Annotated in this window: 17 protein-coding genes and 1 pseudogene; 11 read left to right on the top strand and 7 right to left on the bottom strand. The window is 71.7% G+C overall.

Annotated elements, in window-relative coordinates:
• Positions 1-28: 28 nt before the first annotated feature.
• The 5 genes from B072_RS0140210 to B072_RS45105 all read right to left on the bottom strand — a co-directional run bounded on the left by B072_RS0140210 (position 29) and on the right by B072_RS45105 (position 7607).
• Entirely contained in the window at positions 29-724 is a 696-nt protein-coding gene (locus tag B072_RS0140210) for a pyridoxamine 5'-phosphate oxidase family protein (RefSeq protein ID WP_018535667.1), read from the bottom strand.
• A gap of 156 nt (positions 725-880) precedes the next feature.
• Positions 881-2884, bottom strand: coding sequence for a beta-galactosidase (locus tag B072_RS0140205; protein WP_018535666.1), 2004 nt, complete (start codon positions 2882-2884; stop codon positions 881-883).
• A 191-nt stretch (positions 2885-3075) separates the two neighbouring features.
• Positions 3076-4203, bottom strand: a complete 1128-nt coding sequence (locus B072_RS0140200) for a glycoside hydrolase family 53 protein (RefSeq protein ID WP_026246832.1) — start codon at positions 4201-4203, stop codon at positions 3076-3078.
• A gap of 134 nt (positions 4204-4337) precedes the next feature.
• On the bottom strand, positions 4338-5504 hold the full coding sequence (locus B072_RS0140195; protein ID WP_043245573.1) for a glycoside hydrolase family 53 protein: 1167 nt from the start codon (positions 5502-5504) through the stop codon (positions 4338-4340).
• Positions 5505-5588: 84 nt separating this feature from the next.
• Positions 5589-7607, bottom strand: coding sequence for a beta-galactosidase (locus B072_RS45105; RefSeq protein WP_018535665.1), 2019 nt, complete (start codon positions 7605-7607; stop codon positions 5589-5591).
• Between the two features lie 313 nt (positions 7608-7920).
• Here B072_RS45105 and B072_RS0140185 point away from each other — a divergent pair, with 313 nt between their 5' ends.
• The 9 genes and pseudogenes from B072_RS0140185 to B072_RS47185 form a co-directional block, all read left to right on the top strand.
• Entirely contained in the window at positions 7921-9258 is a 1338-nt protein-coding gene (locus B072_RS0140185; protein WP_018535664.1) for an ABC transporter substrate-binding protein, read from the top strand.
• A complete protein-coding gene (locus B072_RS0140180; protein WP_018535663.1) occupies positions 9255-10253 on the top strand; it encodes a carbohydrate ABC transporter permease in 999 nt (332 codons plus the stop codon). The genes B072_RS0140185 and B072_RS0140180 overlap by 4 nt, the downstream gene beginning before the upstream one ends.
• The gene (locus B072_RS0140175) at positions 10250-11137 is read left to right on the top strand and encodes a carbohydrate ABC transporter permease (protein ID WP_018535662.1); all 888 of its coding nucleotides are present in this window, start codon (positions 10250-10252) and stop codon (positions 11135-11137) included. The genes B072_RS0140180 and B072_RS0140175 overlap by 4 nt, the downstream gene beginning before the upstream one ends.
• A 113-nt stretch (positions 11138-11250) precedes the next feature.
• Entirely contained in the window at positions 11251-12288 is a 1038-nt protein-coding gene (locus tag B072_RS0140170) for a LacI family DNA-binding transcriptional regulator (RefSeq protein ID WP_018535661.1), read from the top strand.
• A gap of 259 nt (positions 12289-12547) precedes the next feature.
• Positions 12548-13801, top strand: a complete 1254-nt coding sequence (locus tag B072_RS0140165; RefSeq protein ID WP_018535660.1) for an FAD-binding protein — start codon at positions 12548-12550, stop codon at positions 13799-13801.
• Positions 13802-13947: 146 nt separating this feature from the next.
• Positions 13948-15153 (top strand): ROK family transcriptional regulator, encoded by a 1206-nt coding sequence (locus tag B072_RS0140160; RefSeq protein WP_026246830.1) that lies wholly within the window; start codon positions 13948-13950, stop codon positions 15151-15153.
• A 72-nt stretch (positions 15154-15225) separates the two neighbouring features.
• Entirely contained in the window at positions 15226-18069 is a 2844-nt protein-coding gene (locus B072_RS0140155; protein WP_018535658.1) for a glycoside hydrolase family 2 TIM barrel-domain containing protein, read from the top strand.
• Positions 18066-19256 carry an MFS transporter gene (locus B072_RS0140150; RefSeq protein WP_018535657.1) on the top strand — a complete coding sequence of 397 codons (1191 nt, stop codon included), beginning with the start codon at positions 18066-18068 and terminating at the stop codon, positions 19254-19256. The genes B072_RS0140155 and B072_RS0140150 overlap by 4 nt, the downstream gene beginning before the upstream one ends.
• Before the next feature lie 155 nt (positions 19257-19411).
• Positions 19412-20314, top strand: a pseudogene (locus B072_RS47185) (phosphotransferase family protein); the annotation flags it as partial.
• A 13-nt stretch (positions 20315-20327) separates the two neighbouring features.
• Here B072_RS47185 and B072_RS0140140 read toward each other — a convergent pair.
• On the bottom strand, positions 20328-21812 hold the full coding sequence (locus B072_RS0140140; RefSeq protein WP_043245571.1) for an MFS transporter: 1485 nt from the start codon (positions 21810-21812) through the stop codon (positions 20328-20330).
• A gap of 110 nt (positions 21813-21922) precedes the next feature.
• Between B072_RS0140140 and B072_RS0140135 the strand changes: the two genes are divergently transcribed.
• Positions 21923-22489: a TetR/AcrR family transcriptional regulator gene (locus B072_RS0140135; RefSeq protein ID WP_026246828.1), complete on the top strand. Its 567-nt coding sequence runs from the start codon at positions 21923-21925 to the stop codon at positions 22487-22489.
• A gap of 45 nt (positions 22490-22534) precedes the next feature.
• Complete coding sequence (locus B072_RS0140130) at positions 22535-24586, top strand: NAD(+) synthase (protein ID WP_018535653.1); 2052 nt, start codon at positions 22535-22537, stop codon at positions 24584-24586.
• A 58-nt stretch (positions 24587-24644) separates the two neighbouring features.
• Here B072_RS0140130 and B072_RS0140125 read toward each other — a convergent pair whose 3' ends face one another.
• Positions 24645-25643 (bottom strand): GlxA family transcriptional regulator, encoded by a 999-nt coding sequence (locus B072_RS0140125; RefSeq protein ID WP_018535652.1) that lies wholly within the window; start codon positions 25641-25643, stop codon positions 24645-24647.
• Positions 25644-25699: the final 56 nt, after the last annotated feature.

Below are 25699 nucleotides of genomic sequence, written 5' to 3'. Positions count from 1 at the left end.
TCTCCCCACGGTATCCCCCGCCCGCGGGTCAGCCCTGGCGGGTCCCCGCTCGGGCCACGACGTGGGCGGGCGCGGTGATTCCGGCGGGCAGCACCGGGTCGGCGGTGGGCGCGCCCCAGCGGGAGGTCAGCGGGAGGGTTCCGGCCCACAGGCCGAGGGCGGCGTCGGCGGAGTCGCCGTCGTCCGGCGGGCCCGCGCTGATCTTGACGGAGGCCTCGTCGAGCGGCAGGGCGAGGACGGTGGTGGCCGCGAGCTCCTTGCGGCTGGGGCGGCGCGCGTAGTCCCACTGTCCCGGCGCCGTGTGCTCGGTGAGAATGCGCAGGGCCTCGGTCTTCTCGGCGTCGTCCGTCAGTCTGCGCGGGACGCCGTAGAGCATCGCGCAGCGGTAGTTCACGCCGTGCTCGAAGACGGAGCGGGCCAGGACGAGGCCGTCGACGTGGGTGACGGTGACGCATATCGTCGCGTCCGGATCGGCCGCGAGGCTGCGGCTGGCCACGGACCCGTGCACGTACAGGAACCGCTCGTCGCGTCCGTACACCGTCGGTACGACCATGGGGACGCCGTCGACGGTCACGCCCAGGTGGCAGACGAAGCCCGCGTCGAGGACGGCTTCCAGGTCGGAGCGCTCGAAGGACGCGTTCTCCTTGAAGCGGCGCAGGCGTGTGCGATCGGTCGGCGTGAGCGTGCGGGGCAGATCCGTGTGCGGAGGTTCCGTGTGCGTCATGCGCCGGAACAGTACTCCCGGGTGATCACCGCGGCCGCGGGCAGGGGCTGGGGCGGTGCCGCGCCCAAGGCTGGGCGCGGCACCGCCGCCGTCCGGCCGGACTTCCCCCACGGAACCCGGCCGGAGTCGTTGCCCGACACGTGACCTGATCTGCGGTCAGGCGTCCAGGCGCACCACCCGGACCGTCCCCGCGGGGACGGCGAACGTGCCGGTCACGGGCTGCCCGGTGCCCATGTCGGTGCCGGGCGCGGGCAGCGGTACCTTGGCCTCGTCGGCGGTGTGGTTGATCGCGAAGAGGTACGTGCCCGAGTCGCCGGTCCGTGTCACCAGCTCGACGTCGCGCGGGAGTTCGGGGCGGGGCGTGATCCCGGCGTCCGCGGCGGCAGCGGCGAGGATCGCGTCGAGGTCCGCGGCGGACAGCCGCGTCGAGACGTACCAGGCGGTGCCCCGCCCGTACGTGTGCCGGGTGACGGCGGGGCGGCCGGCGGCGAGCCCGTCCGCGTAGGTCCACACCGGTTCGGCGCCGCGGGGGACGACGAACTCGGTCCATACGTCGCCGGTGAGTTCGGAGCCGTCGGGGGCGCCGATCCGCACCGACTCACCGGCGAGCAGCGGGCTGAACTCCTCGACGGTCAGGCCGAGTACGTCGCGGAAGGCGCCCGGGTAGGGGCCCTCGTGCACGGCGTCGTGCTCGTCGACGATGCCGGAGAAGTACGAGACGACGAGCGTGCCGCCGTTCTCGACGTACTCGCGGACGTTGAGGGCCGCGGCCTCCGTCGCCAGGTAGAGGGCGGGGACGACGACCAGGGGATACGCCGACAGGTCGGCTTCCGGGTGGGCGAAGTCGACGGTAAGGTGTCGGTCGTAGAGCGCCTCGTAGTACGCGTCGGCGCGCTCGCGGGCGTCGTGGTCCTCGCTCGGGCGCCACTGAAGGTTCTGCGCCCACCAGGAGTGCCAGTCCCACAGCAGCGCGGCGTCGGCGACCGTGCGCGTCCCGGCGACGCCTCCCAACTCCTTGATCGTGGCACCGAGTTCGCACACCTCGCGCCACACCTTGGTGTCGGTGCCGCCGTGCGGAACCATCGCCGAGTGGAACTTCTCGGCGCCGCGCCGCGACTGCCGCCACTGGAAGAACATCGCGCCCTCGGAGCCGCGCGCCACGTGCCCCAGCGAGTTGCGGGCCATCTGGCCGGGGGCCTTCGCGGGGTTGCGGGGCTGCCAGTTGACGCCGGACGTGGAGTGTTCGAGCAGCAGCCAGGGGGCGCCGCCCGCGACCGAGCGCGTGAGGTCTGCGGCCATGGCCAGGTTCACGTGTGTCCGGCGGCCGTCGGTGATCAGGTAGTGGTCGTTGGTGGCGAGGTCGACCTCGCGGCCCCAGGCCCAGTAGTCGATGGAGTCGCACTGGCTGAGCGCCGTCATGAAGTTGGTGGTGACCGGGGTGCCGGGGGCGAGCCGGTGCAGGATGTCGCGCTCGCGCACGAAGTTCTCGCGCAGGGTGGCGTCGGCGAAGCGCCGGTAGTCGAGCTGCTGCGCCGGGTTGCCGACGGTCGGGGTGGTGCGCGGCGGGTCGATCTCGTCGAAGGAGGCGTAGCGCTGACCCCAGAAGGCCGTCCCCCAGGCGTGGTTGACGCTGTCGACCGTCTCGTACGTGGCGGAGAGCCAGCGGCGGAAGTGGGCGGCGCAGCTCTCGCAGTAGCAGGCGCTGACCGGGACGCCGTACTCGTTGTGGACGTGCCAGAGTGCGACGGCCTCGTGCTTGCCGTAGCGGCGGGCGAGCTGCTCGGTGATGCGTGCGGACGCGTCGCGGTAGGCCTGGTTGCTGTGGCAGATGGCGCCGCGCGAGCCGAAGTTGAGCCGGTTGCCGTCGGCGGTGACCGGCAGGGCGTCGGGGTTGCGGTCGTAGAACCACTTGGGCGGGGCGACGGTGGGCGTGCCGAGGTCGACGGCGATGCCGTTCTCGTGCAGCAGGCCGATGACGCGGTCGAGCCAGCCGAACTCGTAGGCGCCCGGGGCCGGTTCGAGCAGGGCCCAGGAGAAGATCCCGACGCTCACCATCGTCACGCCGGCCTCGCGCATCAGCCGCACGTCCTCGTGCCAGACGGCCTCCGGCCACTGCTCGGGGTTGTAGTCGCCGCCGAAGGCGAGCCGGTGCTGCGTCATGAGGGGTCTTCTCCTGGGGATCCGGAACTTCGGCGCACGCTCCCCGCTGTCGTCGCTGTCGTCAGCGTCGTTCTGGGAGCGTGCACACATGAGATCGCACGGCGATGCGCCAAGATAAACGCATGCGATTGATCATTGGCAAGTAAGGTGACCGATTCGTGCTGTAACCGGTCACAGATGCGGACAGAGGCTCAGGCGCGGTACGAGCCGATGGAGTAGAGCGCCGGGAGGGCCACGCTGTTGTAGTCGAACAGGGCCTGGTTCTCCCAGTTGTTGCCGGACGCCGAGTTCGTCGGGTCCCAGCCGTTGCCGGTGGTGGCGGTCCAGAAGCCCTCCCAGTAGCAGTAGCCGAGGCCCCTGCTGTTCGGGGTGGCGGCCACGGTGTCCGCGATCGCCTTGACCCAGGCGTTCTGGCCGGTGGAGGTGGCCGGGTAGCCGGAGGTGAGCTGGCTGCTGGAGTTGACCAGGTTGGCGAAGCCGTCCTTGTCGTTCAGCGTCCACGGGTAGGCGGTCTCGGCGACGAAGGCCGGGGTGCCGTAACGGCTCGTGACGTAGGCGAGGTTCGCGGCCAGGTCGGCGAGGGTGCCGTGCCAGTACGGGTAGAAGGACATGCCGATGACGTCCCAGGCCACGCCGCGTGCCCGCATGGCGTCGAAGAACCACTGGTAGAGGCTCTGCGTACCGCCGTTGGCCAGGTGCAGGACCGTACGCACGCCGGGGGTGGTGGCGCGGGCGGCGTTGATGCCGGAGGTGAGGAACGCGGCGAGGTTGTCGAGGTTGTTCCAGTTGCCGGTGTCCCAGAGCATGCCGCCGTTGATCTCGTTGCCGATCTGCACGAGGTCGGCGGGGGTGCCCTGGGCGGTGAGGGCGCCGAGGACGTCGGCGGTGTGGTTGTACACGGCGGTGCTGAGCTGGGAGACCGAGTAGTTCGCCCAGGCGGCGGGCTTGGTCTGGTTGCCCGGGTCGGCCCAGGTGTCCGAGTAGTGGAAGTCGATGATGGTCTTGATGCCCCAGCGGTTCAGGCGCACCGCCATCGGCAGGATCCGGGCCTTGTTGTTGTAGCCGTCGGCCGGGTTGACCCAGACCTTCAGGCGGGCGTGGGTGATGCCGGCGCGGGAGAGCAGCTGGACCGGGTTGATCTGGGTGCCGTCGGACTGGTGCCAGACCGCGCCGAGGGCCTCCGCCTTCGCCACGGAGGAGAAGTCGATGCCGCGGATGGAGAGGGAGGTCGCGGCGGAGGCGGGGGTGCCGGTCGCGGTGAGCAGGGTGGGCGCGGCGACGCTTGCCGCGGCCGCTTTGAGGAGCGTGCGTCTTTGCATGGCGTGTTCTCCTGTGTGCGGGTGGTTGGTGTGCGCCGTTGGATGTGCCGCCTTGTGCCGTCTGGCGGGTGCGGGTCGTTTGTGGCTGGTCGCGCCCACGCGGCGGAGCCGCACATCGATACAGCCCCGCGCCCCTACGGGGCGCGATATCCGCCCAGGACGTCGAGAGCCGGAAGCGCCCTGTCCTCGAAGTCGAACAGGGCGAGGTTCTCCCAGGCGTTGCCGGACGTCGGGTCGGCCGGGTCCCAGCCGTTGCCCTCCCGGTACGTCCACACGCCTTCCCAGTAGCAGTAGCCGAGGCCCTTGCCGTTCGGGACGTTCGCCTGCAGGTCGGCGACGGCGCGCAGCCAGGCGGCCTGGCCGGCCGGGGTCGCGGGGAAGCCCTCGGTGAGCTGGGACTCACTGTTGAGGATGTCGTTGGTGGCGTCCTCGCTCCGCAGCGTGAACGGGTACGCGGTCTCGGCGATCACGACGGGCTTGTCGTAACGGGACGACAGATCGGCGAAGTTGGCGGCCGCGGTCGCCAGGTCGCCGTGCCAGAAGGGGTAGTACGACTGGGCGATGATGTCGAAGTCGAGGCCGTACGTGGTGACCGCGTTGTCGAACCACCAGCGGGAGGTGGCGTTGTCGCCGCCCGAGGCGATGTGCAGCATCGTGCGGACGCGGGGTGTCGTGTCGCGGGCCGCCTGGAGTCCGGCCTCGAGGAAGGCGGCGGTGACGTCCCAACCGCCCGAACCGTCGCCCCAGTTCTTGCCCTCGGGCCACAGCAGGCCGCCGTTGATCTCGTTGCCGACCTGGACGAGGTCGGCCGGGGTGCCCTGCCTCCTGAGCGCGCCGAGGACGTCGGCGGTGTGGTCGTACACGGCGCGGGTCAGGCCCGTGACGTCGAGGTCGGCCCAGGCGGCGGGCTTGTACTGCTTCGACGGGTCGGCCCAGGTGTCGGAGTAGTGGAAGTCGACCCAGATGCCGATGCCCGCCTCCTTGAGGCGGCGCGCCAGCGGCAGGATCCGCCGCTCGGTGTTGTAGCCGTCGGCCGGGTCGAGCCAGACCTTCAGCCGGGCGTGCGTGACACCGGCCCGGGCGAGGATGCGCACCGGGTCGTCCTTCTTGCCGTCGGGACGCCGGTAGACGGCACCGGACGCCTCGTCCTTGGGCAACGAGGAAATGTCACAGCCCCGGATCTCCAGGCCGCGGTGCCCCTTCGATCCGGTGCCGCTGCTCGCCAGGGCCGGGGTCGCGCCGAGGACGGGCGCGGCGATGACGGTGGCCGCGGCGGCGGTCAGGACGGTTCGTCTGCGCATGGTGGGGTGGGTTCCCTTCGCGGGGTGGGTGGTGGGGAAGGTGGTTCGGGGGGGCAGGGCAGGGAGGGCGAGGCGCGGGGCCGCTCACCGCGGCACCCGCCACACCTCCACCCCGCCCGGGGCCACGACGGCGTGTGTGCCGTCCGGCAACGGGATCTTGGTTTCCGTGTCGGTGTGGTTGAGGGCGAAGCAGAAGGCGCGGGTGTGGGAGTCGGACTCGCTCTCCCTGACGACCAGTTCGACGTCGCGCGGCAGGTCCGGCGGGGTGATGCCGGCGTCGTTGAGCGCGCGGTCGACGACAGTGGCGAGGGCGTCGCCGGTGAGCCGGGTCGCCAGGTACCAGGCCGTGCCGGCGCCGAGCGCGTGCCGGGTGAGGGCCGGGTGGCCCGCGGCGACGCCGTCGGTGAAGACCCCTTCGGTGGTGCAGCCGGCCGGGACGACGATCTCGGACCAGAGGTCGGCCGGTTGCTCCACGCACCGGTCGCCCTGCCCGATGCGGACGGTGGTCCGCTCGTCGGGCAGCAGCGGGCTGAACTCCTCGACGGTCAGGCCGAGTACGTCGCGCAGGGCCCCGGGGTGCGGGCCCGGGTGGAAGGTGTCGTTCTCGTCGACGATGCCGGAGAAGAACGAGACGAGCAGGGTGCCGCCGCGGCGGACGTACGCCTCCAGGTCGGCGGCGACCGACGCCGGGGCCAGGTACAGCTGGGGGACGACGAGGAGCGGGTGCCGCTCCGGGTCGAGGGCGGCGAGGCCGTGCGGCGCCAGGAAGTCGACGGTGAGGTGACGGTCGTACAGGGCCTCGTAGAACGCGTCGAGGCGCTCGCGCGCGTCCAGGTCGCGGCTGGGCCGCCACTCCAGGGACTGCGCCCACCACGACTCCCAGGACCAGACCATGGCGACGTCGCCGCGCGTGCGGGATCCGCGCAGGTCGGCCAAGTCGGCGACGCGGGAGCCGAGTTCGTTCACCTCGTGCCAGATCCGCGTGCCCGTCCCGCCCTGCGGCAGCATCGCCGAGTGGTACTTCTCGGCGCCGCTGACCGACTGCCGCCACTGGAAGAACATCGCGCCCTCGGAGCCGCGCGCCACGTGCCCGAGCGAGTTGCGGGCCATCTGGCCGGGGTGCTTGGCCGGGTTGTACGGCTGCCAGTTGACGCCGGACGGGGCGTGTTCGAGGAGCAGCCAGGGGGCGCCGCCCGCGAGCGAGCGCGTGAGGTCTGCGGCCAGGGCGAGGTTGACCTGCGTGCGGCGGCCGTCGGTCATCAGGTAGTGGTCGTTGGTGACGAGGTCGACCTCGTCCGCCCAGGCCCAGTAGTCGAGTTTGTCGCCCTGGCTGGGGGCGGTGGTGAAGTTCGTGGTGACCGGTGTGCCGGGCGACAGGCGGTGCAGGATGTCCCGTTCGGCCACGAAGTTGGCGCGGGCCTGCGCGTCGGCGAAGCGGCGGTAGTCGAGCTGCTGCGCCGGGTTGCCCGCGCTGGCCGTCACCCGGGGCGGGGTGATCTCCTCCCAGTCCCCGTACCGCTGGCCCCAGAACGCCGTCCCCCAGGCCGAGTTGAGGGCGTCCAGCGTTCCGTGGCGTTCGCGCAGCCAGGTGCGGAACGCGGCCGCGCACAGCTCGCAGTAGCAGACCAGGGACGGGCCGTCGTACTCGTTGTGGACGTGCCAGAGCCGGAGGGCCGGGTGGCTGCCGTAGCGCTCGGCGAGCTGTTCCACCACGGCCGTGGCCGCCGCCCGGTAGGCGGGGTGGGAGTGGCAGATCGCGCCGCGTGAGCCGAAGGCGAGCCGCACGCCCTGCCGGTCGACGGGCAGGGCGTCGGGGTGGGCGCGGTAGAACCAGGCGGGGGGCGCCGCGGTCGGCGTTCCGAGCGCGATGCCGATGCCGCCCTCGTGCAGCAGGCCGATCACCTCGTCGAGCCAGTCCCAGGCGAACTCCCCCGGTCGTGGCTCCAGCTCGGCCCAGGCGAAGACGCCGAGGCTCACCAGGTTCACCCCGGCCTCCCGCATGAGGGCCACGTCCTCGCGCCACACCTCGCGCGGCCACTGCTCGGGGTTGTAGTCGCCGCCGAAGAACAGGGGCGTGCCGGTGTGCGGGGCGGTGCGGGTCATCACAGGGCTCCCAAGGGTGTGACGGGGCTGCCGGAACTGCGCCGCCGGAACGCCGAGTTCAGCTGTGCTTCGGCTGTAACCGGGCACAGGATTCGAGGGCAGCGACATCTGTTGGCAACAAGTAAGTAACCCTCAAGCCCGCGCATTGACAAGGGGGCGAAACAATTCTCTACTGTGCACGATCACAGAACAGCACGGCCCATCGTGCACAGCCGCCCGGCCTTCCTGCCTCTCGTGCCCACGCCTTCTCCGGCGCGGAGCCCCCCACAGGGGCCCTCAGGGACACCCGGCGCGGACCCGTCTTCCAGGGGAGATGAAGATGTCGATCCACCGTCGCGAACTCCGCAGGCGTTCCGTCCTCGCCGGCGCCCTCGCCACCGGCCTCGCCGGCACCCTCGCCGCCTGCGGCGACTCCGACGACAGTGATTCCGGCAAGACCTCAGGTCCGGTCAAGCTCACGTACTGGTCGTGGGCGCCGAACATGGAGAAGGTTGCCGCGATCTGGAACAAGAAGAACCCCGACATCACCGTGACGGTGTCCAAGCAGGCCAGCGGCGGTGAGATCGTCACCAAGCTGATCACCGCGAAGAAGGCGGGCAACGCCCCCGACCTCATGCAGGTCGAGTACCAGTCCCTGCCCACCCTGGTCTCCAACGACGTCCTGGCCGACCTGGCCAAGGAGGCGAAGGACACCAAGGGCAAGTTCGCCGAGGGCACCTGGGGCATGGTCACGCTGGGCACGGACGCGGTCTACGCGATCCCGCAGGACTCCGGGCCGCTGATGTTCTACTACCGCGAGGACCTGTTCAAGAAGCACAAGCTGTCCGTCCCGAAGACCTGGGACGAGTTCGCGGAGGTGGCCCGCGCCGCGAGGAAGGCCGACCCCGACGCCTTCCTGACCACGTTCTCCTCCAACGACTCCGGCCTGTTCGCCGGTCTCGCCCAGCAGGCCGGCGCCCGGTGGTGGACCGTCGACGGCGACGGCAAGTGGACCGTCGCCATCGACGACGCGGCCACCGAGAAGGTCGCCGGGTTCTGGGGCGGGCTCGTCGAGGAAGGGGTCATCGACAACCAGAAGATGTACACCCCGCAGTGGAACAACGCCCTCAACAAGGGCACGCACATGGCCTGGGTCTCGGCCGTGTGGGCGCCCGGCGTGCTGGTCTCCTCCGCCCCCGACACCAAGGGGAAGTGGCGGATGGCGCCGCTGCCGCAGTGGAGCGACGGGGAGAACAAGACGGGCAGCTGGGGCGGCTCCTCGACCGGGGTGTCCACGGACTCCGAGAACAAGGAGGCCGCGGTCAAGTTCATCACGTGGCTGAACACCGACCCGGAGGCCCTGGCCGCCCTGGTCAAGTACGCCGGCATCTACCCGGCCGCCACCGACGCCCAGACCGGTGACGTGCTGGAGACCCCCGAGTTCTTCCCGAACCAGAAGGACTTCTACGCCGACGCCGCGAAGATCTCCGACACCGCGGTCGCCTCGGCCTGGGGTCCGAACGTCCAGACCTGCTACGACGCCTTCACCGACAACTTCGGCAAGGCGTGCAAGGCGAAGAAGAAGTCCCAGTTCGTCTCCTCGGTCGGCGCCATGCAGGACAAGACGTACGCCGACATGAAGAAGCAGGGATTCAAGGTGGCCGCCGGATGACCAGCACTCCGCTTGAGGGCTCCGTCCGCACCGCGGACGGGCCCCGGGCGGGCGGCGCCACCCGGGCCGCCCGCCCCGACCGTCCGGTCCGGGTCCGTCGCCGCGGCCGCAGCGCGCCGTACTGGTTCCTGATGCCGACGCTCGCCCTGTTCGCGGCGTTCACGATCGTGCCCATCGGCTACGCGATCTGGATCAGCCTGCACAAGGTCGAGGTGCAGGGCGCGGGCCTCGGCTCGGGCGCCCGCAAGGAGGTGTGGAACGGCATCGCCAACTACACGGCGGTGCTGCAGAACTCCGAGTTCGGCCACAGCGTCCTGCGCGCCTTCGGCTACGGCCTCATCGTCATCCCGACGATGCTCGGCCTCGCCCTGGTCTTCGCCCTGATGCTGGACACCCCGAAGCTGCGCGCCGGCGCCTTCTCGCGGCTCGCGATCTTCCTGCCGTACGCGGTGCCCGGCATCATCGCCGCGCTGATGTGGGGCTTCCTCTACCTGCCGGACGTCAGCCCCTTCTACTACGTCCTGCGGGCGCTCGACCTGCCGCAGCCGGACCTGTTCAGCGGCGGCACGCTCTACCTGTCGTTCGCCAACATCGCGGTCTGGGGCGGCACCGGCTTCAACATGATCGTGATCTACACGGCCCTGCGCGCCATCCCGCAGGAGATCTACGAGGCGGCCCGGATCGACGGCGCCTCCGACGTCATGATCGCCCTGCGCATCAAGATCCCGATCGTGCTGCCGTCCCTCGTCCTCACCTTCTTCTTCTCGGTGATCGCGACCCTCCAGGTCTTCACCGAACCCAAGGCCCTGCAGCCGATCAGCAACGGCATCTCCAGCACCTGGAGCCCGCTGCTCGCCATCTACAACGCCGCGTTCGGCACGAACGACCTGTACGGGGCCTCGGCCACCGCGGTGGTCCTCGCCGCCGCGACCTTCCTCCTCTCGTTCGCGCTGCTGCGCGTCTCCGACCGCTTCACCCGGGAGGACCGGGCATGACGTCCCTGACCCTGACCGCCGGCGCCACGGACGCCCGTACGGCCCGCGCCTCCGGCCGGCGCACCGCCTGGATCCCCACACTCGTGCTGATCCTCGGCGCGCTGTACTGCCTGGTCCCCATCGCCTGGGTGGTGATCGCCGCCACGAAGAGCCGCGCCGAGCTCTTCTCGACGTTCACCTTCTCCCCCGGCTCCGGTCTCCTCGACAACCTGCACGACCTGTCGACGTACCGCGACGGCATCTACTGGCAGTGGATGGCGAACTCCGCCTTCTACGCGGGTCTCGGCGCGCTGCTGTCCGCGATGGTTTCGGCGGCCGGCGGTTACGCGCTCGGCCGGTACGCCTTCCGCGGCCGGGAGTTCATCTTCAAGCTGATGCTGGCCGGTGTGCTCGTCCCCGGCATCGTGCTGGCCGTCCCGCAGTACCTGCTCCTGTCGAAGCTGGACCTGGCCGACTCGTACTGGTCGATGCTGCTGCCGTCGATCCTCTCCCCGTACGGCGTGTACCTGATGCGCGTCTACGCGAGTGCGGCCGTGCCCGCCGAGCTGCTCGAGGCGGCGCGGATGGACGGCGCCGGCGAGTTCCGCATCTTCACCCGGATCGCCGTCCCGATGATGATGCCGGGCCTGATCACGGTGTTCCTCTTCCAGTTCGTCGGCATCTGGAACAACTTCCTGCTGCCGTACGTGATGCTGGCCGACGACACCAAGTTCCCGCTCACCCTGGGCCTCTACACGCTGCTCGCCCAGGGCGCGTCGCAGCCCGCGCTCTACACTCTGGTCATCACGGGGTGTCTGCTGGCGATCCTGCCGCTGATCGGTCTCTTCCTGGTGATCCAGCGGTTCTGGTCTCTCGACCTGCTGAGTGGTTCCATCAAGGCGTGAGCCGCTGGTCCGGACCTTCCCGGGGCGGGGCCCGTCCGGACCGGCACGGCCGCATGATCGTACGTACGCGGAACACCGCCCCTGACCGCACCACCCCGGCACAATCGAGGACCATGACCACCAGCCCGAATGAACGCCGCAAGCCGCCCACCATCCATGACGTGGCGCGGGTCGCGGGGGTGTCGCGCGGCACCGTCTCCCGCTATCTGAACGGCGGGCACTACGTCTCCCCCGCGGCCCGGCAGTCGGTCGAGGTGGCCATCAAGAAGACGGGCTACGTCGTCAACCGGCATGCCCGCAGTCTGAGCACGGGCCGCTCGGACTCGGTGGCGTTCCTGCTGACGGAGCCGCAGGAGAAGTTCTTCGAGGACCCGAACTTCAACGTGCTGCTGCGTGCGTGCACCAAGGCGCTCGCCGAGCGCGACATCACGCTGCTGCTGATGATCGCCGGGACTCCGGACGAGCGGCGGCGCAACCTGCGCTACATCACCTCCGGGCACGTCGACGGCGTGCTGCTCGTCTCGTCCCACTCCGGTGACCCGGTCGCGGCCGAACTCCGCGACGCGGGCGTGCCGTTGGTGGCGTGCGGGCGGCCCATGGGGATCGGCTCGCCGGGTTCGAAGGTGAGTTACGTCGCCGCGGACGACCGGGACGGGGCGCGCGACATGGTGCGGCACCTGCTCTCGCTCGGGCGGCGCCGGATCGCCACCGTCACCGGGCCGCTGGACACCCCGGGCGGGGTGGACCGGCTCTCCGGGTACCGGGAGGTGCTCGCCGAGGCGGGCATCGCGGTCGACGAGCGGCTGATCGTCACCGGTGACTACAGCCGGGCGAGCGGTGAGGCCGCCGCCGCGAGGCTCCTCGCCGAGGGAGTGGAGTTCGACGCCATGTTCGTCGCCTCCGACCTGATGGCGCAGGGCGTGATGAGCGCCCTGGCGCAGGCGGGGCTCCGGATCCCGGAGGACGTCGCGATCGGCGGCTTCGACGACTCCCCCGCCGCCCTGGCGACGCAGCCGGCGCTGACCACGATCCGGCATCCGCTGGACCGGATCAGCTCCGAGATGGTGCGGGTGCTGCTCGCGCAGATCAGCGGGGAGGATCCGGCCGCGGTGATACTGCCGACGGAGCTGGTGCGGCGGGGGTCCGCCTGAGGCGCGGTTCATGGTGCCGGGTGCGCTTTCGTTCGCGGCTGCGGCCCGGTGGGGGCTGGTCGCGCAGTTCCCCGCGCCCCTGAAGCGAGCTCCGCTCGCCCAGGGGAGGCTGCGCGCAGCGCATGCCTCAGGGGCGCGGGGAACTGCGCGAGAAGCCCCCACCCACCCGCGCCCGCGAACGCGACCGCACCCGGCACACGGACCGGCGTGATCCAATCGCTGGTAGGCGATAGGCACGCCGCGCAGAAAGGCAGCACCCGTGAACGACACCGCCCCCACCAACTGGGCCCGCAACATCACCTTCTCCGCCCCCGGAGTACACCGCCCGGCCTCTCGGGACGAGCTGCGCGCGCTCGTGGTCAAGAGCCCGCACATACGCGTCCTGGGCTCCGGCCACTCCTTCAACCGGATCGCCGACGTGGACGCCGACCGGGACGGCGTCCTCGTCTCGCTCGCCGGGCTGCCGGGCGGGATCGAGGTCGACACCGGGGCCAGGACCGTGCGGGTCGGCGGTGGCGTGCGCTACGCCGAGCTGGCCGCGGAACTGCACGCGCACGGGCTCGCGCTGCCGAACATGGCGTCGCTGCCGCACATCTCGGTCGCCGGGTCGGTGGCCACCGGCACCCACGGGTCGGGGGTCCGCAACCGGTCGCTGGCCGAGGCGGTGCGGGCCGTCGAACTGCTCACCGCCGAAGGGGAAGTCGTCACGATCGCCCGCGGCGACGAGGGCTTCGAGGGTGCCGTCGTCTCGCTCGGGGCCCTCGGCGTCGTCCTGTCGCTGACCCTGGACGTGGAGCCCACGTACGAGGTGGCGCAGCACGTGTTCCGTGAGCTGCCGTTCCAGGGGCTCGACTTCGCGGCGGTGTCCTCGGCCGCGTACAGCGTGAGTCTGTTCACCAAGTGGCGCGGGCCGCACTTCGACCAGGTGTGGGTGAAGCGGCGCGTGCCCGAGCCCGTCGACTTCCCGTGGGCCGAGCCCGCCGTGGACAAGCAGCATCCCGTGCCCGGCATGCCGGCCGTCCACTGCACCGAGCAGTTCGGCGTGCCCGGCCCGTGGCACGAGCGGCTGCCGCACTTCCGGGCCGAGTTCACCCCGAGCAGCGGGGACGAGCTGCAGTCGGAGTACCTGCTGCCGCGCGAGCACGCGGTCGCCGCGCTGGGCGCCCTGGATGCCGTACGGGACCGGATCGCGTCCGTGCTGCAGGTGTGCGAGGTGCGGACGGTGGCCGCCGACGCGCAGTGGCTGAGTCCGGCGTACGGGCGGGACACCGTCGCCCTCCACTTCACGTGGGTGGCGGACGCGGGGCGCGTACTGCCCGTCGTGTCGCTGGTCGAGGACCGGCTGCGGGACCTCGACGCGCGGCCGCACTGGGGGAAGGTGTTCACCGCCGCCCCGGACCGGGTGATCACGCGCTACCCGCGGGCCGACGACTTCGCCGCGCTCGCCGGGCGGCTCGATCCTGCCGGGAAGTTCAGCAACACCTTCGTGCGTGCCCTCTTGCCGTCCCGCTGAAAACCCTTGTCCGCACTCGTTCTTGCTGGACTTTCGCGGGCGCGCTTGGACGTGGGTCGAGGACTTTCGTGTCTCTTGTTGGACTTTCGCCACCACTTCTTCCAACCCCTTGGTGAAGTCGTTTCGCGGCACCTAGCGTGACGTTCATGAAGCGCACGGCCCGTGACATCCGCACCGCGAACCGGTACGAAGTGCTGCGGCACTGCATCGGTCGCGGCGCCGTGTCCCGGCAGGAGCTGGCCGCCGCGACGGGACTGAGCGCGGCGACCGTCGCCACGCTCGTCGGGGAGCTGCTCGACCTCGGGATCCTCACCACGGGCGGGTTCCAGGACTCGGCGGGCGGGCGGCCGCGCGGGCTCGTCGAGGTCGACACCGGCCGGGGCGCCCTGGTCGGCGTGGACGTCGCGGAGACGTACGTGCACGCCGAGCTGTTCGATCTGGCGCTGCGGGTCGTGGGCCGCGCCGACCGCGAGCTGTCTCCCGGCAGCCCGGGCCGGTACCGGCCCGAGGCCGTCGCCGACGTCGTCGCGGACGCTGTCACGGAGGTGCTCGGACCGTACCCGGGCCGGGTGCTCGGGGTCGGCGTCTGCATGCCGGGGATCGTCGACCGGCGTGACGGCGTCTCCGTGTACGCGCCGAACTGGGACTGGCGGGAGGTGCCGCTGCGCGCGCTGCTCGCCGAGCGCGTCGAGCTGCCGCTGTACGTGGACAATCCGCTGCGGGCGTGCACCGTCGCCGAGCTGTGGTTCGGCGCGGGGCGCGGCCGTGACGACGTGGTCGTGGTGAACCTCGGGACCGGTGTCGGCGCGGGGCTCGCCCTGGGCGGCACGCTGCACCGGGGGGTCAGCGACAGCGCCGGTGAGTGGGGGCACACGACGCTGGTGCTCGACGGCCGTCCCTGCCACTGCGGCAACCGCGGCTGTGTGGAGGCGTACGTCGGCGCACCCGGCATCATGCGAACCCTCCGGGAACTGGACCCCGCTTCGCCTCTCCTCCACCCCGACGACCAGACCGCGACCATCGACGCGCTGGCGCGTGCCGCGGCCGCGGGCGACCCGCGGGCCCTCGACGTCCTGCGGGTCACGGCCCACTACCTCGGCGCGGCCGTCGCCGATCTCGTCAACCTGCTCAACCCCGAGGTCGTCGTCCTCAGCAGCTGGGTGGCCGGCAAGCTCGGCGATCCGTTCCTGGCCGAGGTCCGCCGGGCCGTCGGCAGGCGCGCCCTGGCCGGGCCGCTCGCCGCCACCGAGATCGTGCTCACGCCGATCCCCACCGATCCGGTCAGCCTGGGCGCGGCCACGTTCGCCCTGGAGGGCGCGCTCGCCTCCGGCGGCAGCCGGATCCGCACCTGATCACAGCACTCCGCCGGTGCCCCGCTCCTCGATCGTCACAGGGGCTTGCCTTGCCTACCTTTGGGAGACTCCATGTCCTTCGAGTACGTCACTGATCCGCTGCCCGGCGACGGTGCCCTGCCGCCGCGCACCTGGTACGCCGAATCCTCCGCCGACTCCCTTTCACTGAACGGCAGTTGGCGGTTGCGCGTCTCCCCGACCGTGGACGCGCACGACGAGTCCTTCGCCGCCGAGGGGTACGACGCCGGGGACTGGGCCGAGGTGGCGGTGCCGGGTCACTGGGTGCTGCAGGGCGAGGGAGCCTTCGGTTCGCCGATCTACACGAACCACCTCTACCCGTTCCCCGTCGACCCGCCGCACGTGCCGACCGAGAACCCGACCGGCGACCACCTGCGCACCTTCGACCTGCCCGACGACTGGCCGGACGCGGACGAGGGCGGCGGGGCCGTGCTCCGCTTCGACGGGGTGGAGTCGTGCGCCCGGGTCTGGCTGAACGGCACGGACATCGGCGAGTTCAAGGGCAGCCGTCTGCCGCACGAGTTCGCGGTCGGGCATCTGCTGAAGCCCACCGGGAACGTTCTCGCGGTCCGCGTCCACCAGTGGTCGTCGGGCTCGTACCTGGAGGACCAGGACCAGTGGTGGTTGCCCGGCATCTTCCGTGACGTGACCCTGCTGCACCGGCCCGCCGGGTGCGTTCTCGACTTCTTCGCGCACGCCTCGTACGACCACACGGCGGGCCTGGGCACGCTGCGCGTCGACAGCGACGTGGACGGCCGGGTCACGGTGCCCGAGCTGGGGATCGACGTGGCCACCGGCGAGTCGGTGTCCGTGCCGGTCGAGCCGTGGACGGCGGAGACCCCGCGTCTGTACGCGGCCGTCCTGGACACGGGCGGCGAGAGCGTGCCGCTGCGGATCGGGTTCAGGACGGTGGTCCTGGAGGACGGTCTGATCAAGGTGAACGGCACGGCGGTGCTGTTCAAGGGCGTCAACCGGCACGAGTGGCACCCCGAGCACGGGCGCGCCCTCGACCTCGAAACGATGCGCCGCGACGTCGAGTTGATGAAGAGGCACCACATCAACGCGGTGCGCACCTCTCACTACCCGCCGCATCCGGCCTTCCTCGACCTGTGCGACGAGTACGGCCTGTGGGTCATCGACGAGTGCGACCTGGAGACGCACGGATTCGTCGAACAGGGCTGGCGGGACAATCCTGTCGACGACGGGCGCTGGACCCCGGCCCTCCTCGACCGGGCCGCCCGGATGGTGGAGCGCGACAAGAACCACCCCTCGGTGGTGATGTGGTCGCTCGGCAACGAGGCGGGCACCGGGCGCGGTCTGACCGCGATGGCGGAGTGGATCCGCGGCCGCGACCCCGAGCGTCTCGTGCACTACGAGGGCGACATCAACTGCCGTGACACGGATGTCTATTCACGGATGTACGCGGATCACGCCGAGGTCGAACGGATCGGGCAGGGCCTGGACGGCGGCCCGGAGCGACGGCGCGCGCTGCCCTTCGTTCTGTGCGAGTACGCGCACGCGATGGGCAACGGTCCGGGCGGACTCGCCGACTACCAACGGCTGTTCGAGACGTACGACCGGCTGCAGGGCGCGTTCGTCTGGGAGTGGATCGATCACGGGATCTCCGACGAGCGGTTCGGGTTCGCGTACGGCGGCGATTTCGGCGAGGAGCTGCACGACGGCAACTTCGTCTGCGACGGTCTGCTCTTCCCGGACCGGACACCGTCGCCCGGCCTGGTCGAGTTCAGGAAGGTGATCGAGCCGGTCCGGATCGCGGTCGACGGGCCGTCCGGCACGGCGCGCGTGACGAACCGCTTCGACTTCCGCGACCTGTCGCACCTCTCCTTCGAGTGGTCGTACCAGGTGGAGGGCGAGACGGTGGAGGCGGGCGCGCTGGTCGTGCCGCCGCTCCGGCCGGGCGAGTCCGCCGAGGTGAAGCTGCCGGCGCCGCCCGCCGACGGCCGGGGCGCGGAGACGCTGTGGACGGTGCGGGCGCTCGACGGGGACGATCACGAGGTGGCCTGGGGGCAGGCGGTCGCGGCGCCGCGGCCCGCGCCCGCCGGGGTGTTCGACGACCGTCCGGTCCCGGGGCAGCGGCTGATCACGCTCGGCCCGGCCGCGTTCGACGCGCGCACCGGCGCGCTGCGCACCATCGGTGGGGTCGAGGTCGTCGCGCCGCGGCTCGACGTGTGGCGGGCGCCGACGGACAACGACAACGGGGCGAGCTGGCAGGACGGCGAGCGGCTCGGCCTGCGCTGGCGGGAGTTCGGTCTGCACCGCATGCAACACCGCCTGGACGGGGTGGAGTTGGGTGCGGACGCGCTGACGGTGCGTACGCGTGTCGCTCCGGCGGGCCGGGACATCGGCCTGCGCGCGGTCTACCGCTGGACCGCTGACGCGCGCCGGTTGCGGCTGACGGTGTCGGTGGCGCCGGACGGCGACTGGCGGCTGCCGCTGCCCCGGCTCGGTGTGCGGCTCGGCCTGCCGCAGGGCGCGGACCGGGTCCGCTGGTTCGGCGGCGGTCCTGGCGAGGCGTACCCCGACACGAAGGAGGCCGCGGCGATCGGCCTGTGGCACTCCGATGTGGACGGGCTCCAGACGCCGTATCTGCGGCCGCAGGAGAACGGGGCGCGGGTGGACGTCCGCTGGGCCGAGATCGGCCGCCTGCGCGTCGAGGGCGACCCGAACTTCGGCTTCACGGCCCGGCGTTGGACGACCGAGCAGCTGGACGCGGCCGAGCACCTCACCGACCTGACGGCCGGGGACACGGTGTGGGTCAACCTCGACCACGCCCAGCAGGGCATCGGCTCGCAGTCGTGCGGCCCGGGTGTCCTTCCGCAGTACCGGCTGACCCCGGCTCCGGCCGAGTTCTCGTACCTCTTCAGCGAGGTGAAGTGACGGCGACGGAGACGGAACCCGCCCTGGGCGAGCGGCTGTTCACGCGGGCGGCGACGGTCGCGTCCTGCGTGGCGTTCGTCCTGATCGGCATGCTGCAGGCCCTCTACGGGCCTGCGGTCCCCGGTCTGCGCGACGAGTTCGGCCTCTCCCCCGCGGGCGCGGGCCTCGGTCTGAGCCTGCACTTCACGGGCGGTGTGGCCGGGGTCCTGGTGTTCAACGCGATCCACTCCCGGATCAGCAACAGAACGCTGCTCGGGGCGAGTTACGCGCTGATGGCGCTCGGCGGCGCGGGTGTCGCGCTCGCCCCCGACTGGCCCCCGGCGCTGGCCGCGGCCTTCCTCGGCGGCCTCGGCTTCGGCGGCATCGACTACGGCCTCAACCAGCTCTTCGCGGTCGGCTTCGGCAGCCGCTCGACGGCGATGCTGAACGTCCTCAACGCCCACTTCGGCATCGGCGCGGTCCTGGGCCCCGCGCTGATCGCCTGGCTGGGCCCGGACGGCTACGGGTACGCGTTCGGGGTGTGCGCCGTGCTCTCCGCGGCGCTGATCCTGTGCACGGGTGGGGTACGGGACGCGGCCGCTCCGGCTACGGGCCTGAAATCACAACCGGTGTCCGCGCAGGGCAGGTTGGTGCCCCGCGTCCTCATCGGGTTCCTCGCGCTCTACATCCTCAACGTCGCCGTGGAGGCGGGCGTGGGCGGCTGGGAGCCGACCCATCTGGAGACGGTCGGCCACAGCGTGACGGTCGCCGCCTCCGCCACCTCGGTGTACTGGCTGATGATGACGGTCGGCCGCTTCCTGGTCGTGCCGCTCACCCTCCGGTACGCGCCCGAGGTCATCCTCACCGTGTGCGCGGCCGGCATGACGGGCTGCCTGCTCCTGGCCCTGGTCCCGGGCGCGGCTCCGTACGCGTACGCGGGGGTCGGCCTGTTCATCGCGCCGGTCTTTCCCACGGGCCTGCCCTGGCTGAACCGGGCGCTGCCCGGTGCCGCGCGGGCGGGCGCGTGGGTCATCGCGGCGTCGATGATCGGCGGGGTGGTGGCGCCGCCGCTGCTCGGTGCGGGCATCGAGGCGTCGGGCATCCACGCGGTGCCGTGGGTGCTCGCGGCGCTGTCTGCGGCGTCACTGGTGGCGACGGTGCGGCTGAAGGTCCGTACTCGTACAGCGGTTGCGCACAAGGGGAGTTGAGGGGCCGGGGCGGCGGTCCCGTACGCCGCCCCGGCGTGGGCGACGGCCGGCATCGCCGGGGGCGAGGGGCGCCTGTGTGACGATGCCGGTCGTCATACGGTGTGTCGCCGCCGGAGCCGAAAGGGTTGCCGCTCCCGGAGATTCGGTGTGCCACGATGCGCGCACGGGTTCCCGGCACGGATGCGAGGAGCACGATGAGCGGCGACAGCGGCACCCAGGAGCGGCTCGTGGCAGCGGTCTCCGCCGCGGGCGTCGCGTGGGACGAGGTCTCCGCGTACCGGGAGTTGACCGGCGGCACCTTCAACTCGGTCTTCCACGTGGTGACGTCGGACGGCACGGCGCTCGTCGCCAAGCTCGCGCCCGGCGCGGACATGCCCGTACTCCGTTATGAGCGGGACATCCTCGCCACCGAGGCCCGGTTCTACGAGCGCGTGCGCGACGCGACGAAGGTGCCGGTTCCGGAAGCGCTGACCCCGGCGTCGGACACCGGGCACCTGGTGATGACGTACTGCCCGGGCCGGCCGTGGTCCGAGCCGGACATCGAGGTCAGCCCGAGCGAACGCCGCACCGTGCGAGCCGAGTTGGGTCGCCACGTCGCCGCGCTGCACTCGATCGCCGGGGAGGGTTTCGGCTACCCGGCCCGGCCGATGGGTCCCCTGCGGAGCGGCTGGCGCGAGGCGTTCCTCGGGATGGTCGGGGCCGTGCTGGACGACGCCGTGCACTTCGGCGTCGCGCTGCCCCGCCCGGTCGACGAGGTGCGTGAACTGTTCACCGCCCAGGGAGAGTTGCTCGACGAGGTGACCGTGCCGCGGCTCGTCCACTTCGACCTGTGGGACGGCAACATCCTCGTCGACCGGGCGCCGGACGGCCGCCCGTACGTCAGCGCGCTGATCGACGCCGAACGGGCCTTCTGGGGGGACCCGTTGGCGGAGTTCGTCTCCCTCGCGCTCTTCGACGACATCGAGCGGGACGAGGACTTCCGCACCGGGTACCGGGACGTCGGCGGCCCCGCCGCCATCGACGGGGCCGGGCGGCGACGGCTCGCGCTCTACCGGGCGTACCTGCACCTGATCATGTGGGTGGAGGCGGCACCGCGGCGCTACGACGCGGGGCGGGTGGAGTGGCTGCGGCGGCAGGTGCTGGAGCCGTTGGCCGCGACGCTCGACGGGCTGGCCTCGACCTCGCCAGCCACAGGCCGGTGAACGCGGCGCCGACCAGGGTGACCACTCCGGCCGCGACGAAGGCGCTGTCGAGGGCGCCCTCGAAGGAGGCGCCGCCGGACTGCCGGGTACGGACCACGGCGCCGAGCACCGCCACGCCGAGCACCGCGCCGATCTGCCGTGTGGTGCTGCTGATGCCCGAGGCGAGGCCGCTCTCCCGGGGATCGACCGCCTGGATCGCGGCGCCGGTCAGCGGGGACATGGCCAGGGCGAAGCCGATGCCGACCGTCGCGAGGCGCCACCAGACGTTCGCGTAACCGGTGTCGGCGTGCACCGAGCCCAGCGCGAGGAGCCCGAGACCGGCCAGCGCCAGGCCGATGGCGACGACGCCCCGGAAGCCGTATCGGGTGGCCAGTCGGCCCGCGAACGGGCTGACGACCACCATGGCGAGGGAGGTCGGCAGCGTCTGCAGTCCGGCGAGGAGGATCGAGCTGCCCCGGACGTAGACGAAGAACTGGGAGAAGAAGAACGTCGACCCCGCGAGCGCGAATCCCACGACGACCATGGCGGTGTTGGAGACGGTGAACAGTCGCTCACGGAACAGCCGCAGCGGCAGCATCGGAGCGGAACGCCGCCCCTCGACGGCGACGAAGGCGGCGAGAAGGGCGGCCGCGACGGCGAAGCAGCCCAGGATCACCGGTGAGGTCCAGCCGCGCGAACCGCCCTCGATCAGGGCGTAGGTCAGGACGCCCACGCCCAGGACGGACAGGACCGTCCCCGGGATGTCGATGGCGGGCGCTTCCGGGTTGCGGGACTCGCCCAGGGTGCGCCACCCGGCCAGCAGCAGGACCACGCCGATGGGCACATTGACCAGGAAGATCGCGGGCCAGCCGAAGGCCTCCGCCAGGACGCCTCCGGCCACGGGCCCGGCGGCCAGGCCGATTCCGCTGAGCCCGGCCCACAGCCCGATCGCCCTGACCCGTTCCCGGGGGACGGGATGAGCGGCCACCAGCAGGGCCAGCGAGGCGGGGCTCAGCGCCGCGGCCCCGATCCCCTGCGCCACGCGTCCGGCCACCAGCCAGCCGACCGAGGGGGCCACGGCGCACAGGAGCGACGCGGCGGTGAACACCGCGACGCCGCTCAGGTACACCCGCTTCCGGCCGAAGCGGTCGGCGAAGACGCCGCCGGACAGCAGCAGCATGGCGACCAGCAGGACATACGCGTCGACGATCCATTGCAGGCCGGTCAGCCGCGTGTGCAGCCGGTGCTGCATGTCGGGCAGAGCCGCGCCGACGATCGTGTTGTCGAGCAGCACCATGAACTGTCCCAGGCAGGTCACCGCCAGCAGGACCGCCCGGCGCGATCGACCGCCCGAGAACACAGACGCCTCAGTCAAAGCGTCCCTCCCTCTCACCCTCGCCCTAACGCAGCGAACAGCTGCGTTAGTCGGGACCATAGAGGAACCCGTCACGCAAACGCAAGTGCTGACTGCGTTAAGGTGGGGGCATGGACGAGCAACAGCGATCCCGACGGCCCGGCGGGCGTAGCGCTCGCGTCCACGCGGCGGTGCATCAGGCCGTCACCGAGCTGGTCGGCGAGCGGGGGTACAGCGGCTTCACCGTCAGCGAGGTCGCGGCCCGCGCGGGCGTGGCCGACACCACCGTCTACCGGCGCTGGGGAAGCCTGGAGGCGCTGCTCACCGACGTGACGCTGACCCGCCTCGACGCGCGGTCGCCGATGCCCGACACCGGCACCCTGGCCGGGGACCTCCGCGCCTACGCGGCCCAGGTGGCCCGCGAGATCACCGGACCCGACGGCCTGGCGGTGCTGCGTCTGACCGTCGCCCTGTCCGGCACCGGGCCGGAGGGCCTGCGGCTGCGGGACGACTTCCTCGCCGAACGGTCCCGGCAGATGCAGGTCATGCTCGACCGCGCCCGCGACCGCGGCGAGCAGCCGTTGGACGCGCTGACCGCCCTCGACCACGTCATGGCCCCGATGTACATCCGGGTCCTGTTCGGCGCGGGCCCGCTCACCCCTGACTACGTCGACGGTCTGGTCGACCGTCTGCTGTGACGCCCGGGCGGGCCCGGCGCGCAGTGGCTACGGCCGGTTGACATCATGGAGGGCGTGAACTTCCGGTCGATCTACAGTCAAGGTTTCGCGCGGGTAGCGGCATGCACCGGCCACGCCGCCATCGCCGACCCGCATGCCAACGCCGAGTCGATCCTGCGGCAGTCCCGGCAGTGCGCCGAGGACGGGGTGGCCGTCGCGGTCTTCCCCGAGCTGGGGCTCTGCGGCTACTCCATCGAGGACCTGCTCCTCCAGGACGTCGTGCTCGACGAGGTCGAGGAGGCGCTGGCCGCCGTCGTGGCCGGGTCCGCCGACCTGCTGCCGGTGCTCGTCGTCGGCGCCCCGCTGCGCCACCGCGACCGCATCTACAACTGCGCCGTCGTCGTGCACCGCGGCCGGATCCTCGGCGTCGCCCCGAAGTCGTACCTGCCGAACTACCGCGAGTTCTACGAGCGCCGCCAGATCGCGGCCGGTGACGCGGAGCGCGGCGGGACCGTCCGGATCGGCGGGGCCGACGTCCCGTTCGGTGTCGATCTGCTGTTCGCCGCCGAGGACGTGGCCGGGCTCGTGCTGCACGTCGAGATCTGCGAGGACATGTGGGTGCCGGTGCCGCCCGCCGCGGAGGCGGCCCTCGCGGGCGCGACGGTCATCGCCAACCTGTCCGGCAGCCCGATCACCGTCGGCCGCGCCGAGGACCGCAAGCTGCTGTGCCGGTCGGCGTCGTCGCGCTATCTCGCCGCCTACGTGTACGCGGCGGCCGGGCTCGGTGAATCGACCACCGACCTGGCGTGGGACGGGCAGACGATGATCTACGAGAACGGGTCGCTGCTCGACGAGACTGAGCGGTTCCCGCTGGGCGACCGGGCCGCCGTCGCCGATGTCGACCTGGATCTGTTGCGCCAGGAGCGCCAGCGCCAGGGCACCTTCGACGACAACCGGCGTACGCACGCGGCCCGGACCGGCGACTTCCGGCGGGTGTCCTTCCGGCTCGACGCCCCGGCCACCGACTTCGGTCTCCGGCGCCGCCTGGAGCGGTTCCCGTTCGTGCCGGCCGACGCCGAGCGGCTCGCGCAGGACTGCTACGAGGCGTACAACATCCAGGTCGCGGGGCTCGTACAGCGGCTCGGCGCGATCGGCGGCCCGAAGATCGTCATCGGGGTGTCCGGCGGGCTCGACTCGACCCACGCACTGATCGTCGCCGCGCGGGCGATGGACCGGGCGGGACGGCCCCGCAGCGACATCCTGGCCTTCACGATGCCCGGCTTCGCGACCGGTGAGCACACGAAGAACAACGCGCACGCCCTGATGAAGGCCCTCGGCGTGACCGCCGCCGAGCTGGACATCACGGACACGGCGCGGCTGATGCTGAAGGAGATGGACCACCCGTTCGCGGGCGGTGACCCGGTCTACGACGTCACGTTCGAGAACGTGCAGGCGGGCCTGCGCACCGACTATCTCTTCCGGCTCGCCAACCAGCGCGGCGGCATCGTCCTCGGCACCGGTGACCTGTCCGAGCTGGCGCTCGGCTGGTGCACGTACGGCGTCGGCGACCAGATGAGCCACTACAACGTCAACGGCGGTGTGCCGAAGACGCTGATCCAGCACCTGATCCGGTGGGTGGTCAGCAGCGGGCAGTTCGGCGACGAGGCCGGGGAGATCCTCACCGCGATCCTCGACACCGAGATCAGCCCGGAGCTGGTGCCCGGCGAGGAACTGCAGTCGACCGAGTCGAAGATCGGGCCGTACGCGCTGCACGACTTCACGCTCTTCCACGTCCTGCGATTCGGCTTCCGGCCCACGAAGATCGCGTTCCTGGCGTGGCACGCGTGGCGGGACGTCGCGGCGGGCGCGTGGCCGCCCGGCTTCCCCGAGGCCGACCGCAACGCGTACGACCTGGCCGAGATCCGGCACTGGCTGGAGTACTTCTGCCGCCGCTTCTTCCAGTTCGCCCAGTTCAAGCGGTCCGCGATGCCGAACGGGCCGAAGGTGTCGGCCGGTGGTTCGCTGTCGCCGCGCGGCGACTGGCGGATGCCGTCGGACAGTTCGGCGCGGGCCTGGCTGCGGGATCTGGAGCGCTGGGACCCGGCGGACGTGGAGTGACCGACGTGCAGGAGGTGCGGGGCGGGGGTCCGTGCGAAGCGCCCCCGCACCCGTCACTTCAGACTGACGCGACCGCGCCCTCCCCCGCCCTGAACGTCCGCCGATAGGCCCGGGGCGACACCCCGATGGCCGCCTGCAGGTGCTGCCGCAGCGAGGTCCCCGTGGCGAACCCCACCTCCGCGGCGATCCGGTCCACCGGCAGGTCACTGGTCTCCAGCAGGTCCCGCGCCCGCCGCACCCGCTGCTGGATGAGCCAGCGCCCCGGGCTCGTCCCGGTCTCCTCCTGGAACCGCCGCGCGAACGTCCGCGGGCTCATCCGGGCGTGCGCCGCCAACTCCCGCAGCGCCAGGGGCTGTTCGAGGCGCTCCAGGGCCCATGCCCGGGTCGCCGCGGTGCCGGTCTCCCCTTCGTCCGGCACGGGCTGCTCGATGTACTGGGCCTGGCCGCCCTCCCGCCACGGCGGCACCACACAGTGCTTGGCGACCCGGTTCGCGACCGCGCTGCCGTGGTCGGAGCGGACCACGTGCAGGCAGACGTCCACGCCGGACGCGGCGCCCGCCGAGGTGAGGACGTCGCCGTCGTCGACGAACAACACATCGGGATCCAGGGCGACTTGGGGGAACATGCGACGGAACAGGTCGGCGAGCGCCCAGTGCGTCGTCGCGGGCCGCCCGTCGAGCAGCCCCGCCGCGGCGAGTGTGAACGCTCCCGTGCAGATGGAGACGATGCGGGTGCCGGGCCGGATGCGGGCGAGCGCGGCGCGCACCGGCTCCGACAGCTCGGCCGCCAGGAAGCGCAGGTCGAACGGCGGCACGACCACCGTGTCCGCCGTGTCCAGGGCCTCCGGGCCGTGCCCCACGGTGACGGTGAAGTCGGCGTTGGTGGCCACCGTGCGATCGTCCGTCGCCGCGCAGGTCACCACGTCGTACGCGTCGGGGACGAGCGGGAAGACCCGGTTCGGGATGCCCAGCTCGAAGGGGTACACGCCGTCGAGCGCGAGGACGACGACACGGTGCGGCGGGGCCGGACGGAGGGTGAGCGACTGCGAGGAGGGCATGGCACGATTCTATCGGTTACTGACCATCTTGCCATTGTCCGGGTCGGAGCCCTGCC

Source organism: Streptomyces sp. HmicA12 (assembly GCF_000373565.1).
Classification (GTDB): Bacteria; Actinomycetota; Actinomycetes; order Streptomycetales; family Streptomycetaceae; genus Streptomyces.
This window is presented reverse-complemented; position numbering and strand designations above follow the sequence as displayed.

Bases quoted from the DNA above. Each gene is read 5' to 3' on its own strand.
- B072_RS0140210 (WP_018535667.1), bottom strand. From the start codon at position 724: ATGACGCACACGGAACCTCCGCACACGGATCTGCCCCGCACGCTCACG.
- B072_RS0140205 (WP_018535666.1), bottom strand. From the start codon at position 2,884: ATGACGCAGCACCGGCTCGCCTTCGGCGGCGACTACAACCCCGAGCAG.
- B072_RS0140200 (WP_026246832.1), bottom strand. From the start codon at position 4,203: ATGCAAAGACGCACGCTCCTCAAAGCGGCCGCGGCAAGCGTCGCCGCG.
- B072_RS0140195 (WP_043245573.1), bottom strand. From the start codon at position 5,504: ATGCGCAGACGAACCGTCCTGACCGCCGCCGCGGCCACCGTCATCGCC.
- B072_RS45105 (WP_018535665.1), bottom strand. From the start codon at position 7,607: ATGACCCGCACCGCCCCGCACACCGGCACGCCCCTGTTCTTCGGCGGC.
- B072_RS0140185 (WP_018535664.1), top strand. From the start codon at position 7,921: ATGAAGATGTCGATCCACCGTCGCGAACTCCGCAGGCGTTCCGTCCTC.
- B072_RS0140180 (WP_018535663.1), top strand. From the start codon at position 9,255: ATGACCAGCACTCCGCTTGAGGGCTCCGTCCGCACCGCGGACGGGCCC.
- B072_RS0140175 (WP_018535662.1), top strand. From the start codon at position 10,250: ATGACGTCCCTGACCCTGACCGCCGGCGCCACGGACGCCCGTACGGCC.
- B072_RS0140170 (WP_018535661.1), top strand. From the start codon at position 11,251: ATGACCACCAGCCCGAATGAACGCCGCAAGCCGCCCACCATCCATGAC.
- B072_RS0140160 (WP_026246830.1), top strand. From the start codon at position 13,948: ATGAAGCGCACGGCCCGTGACATCCGCACCGCGAACCGGTACGAAGTG.
- B072_RS0140155 (WP_018535658.1), top strand. From the start codon at position 15,226: ATGTCCTTCGAGTACGTCACTGATCCGCTGCCCGGCGACGGTGCCCTG.
- B072_RS0140135 (WP_026246828.1), top strand. From the start codon at position 21,923: ATGGACGAGCAACAGCGATCCCGACGGCCCGGCGGGCGTAGCGCTCGC.
- B072_RS0140130 (WP_018535653.1), top strand. From the start codon at position 22,535: ATGGAGGGCGTGAACTTCCGGTCGATCTACAGTCAAGGTTTCGCGCGG.
- B072_RS0140125 (WP_018535652.1), bottom strand. From the start codon at position 25,643: ATGCCCTCCTCGCAGTCGCTCACCCTCCGTCCGGCCCCGCCGCACCGT.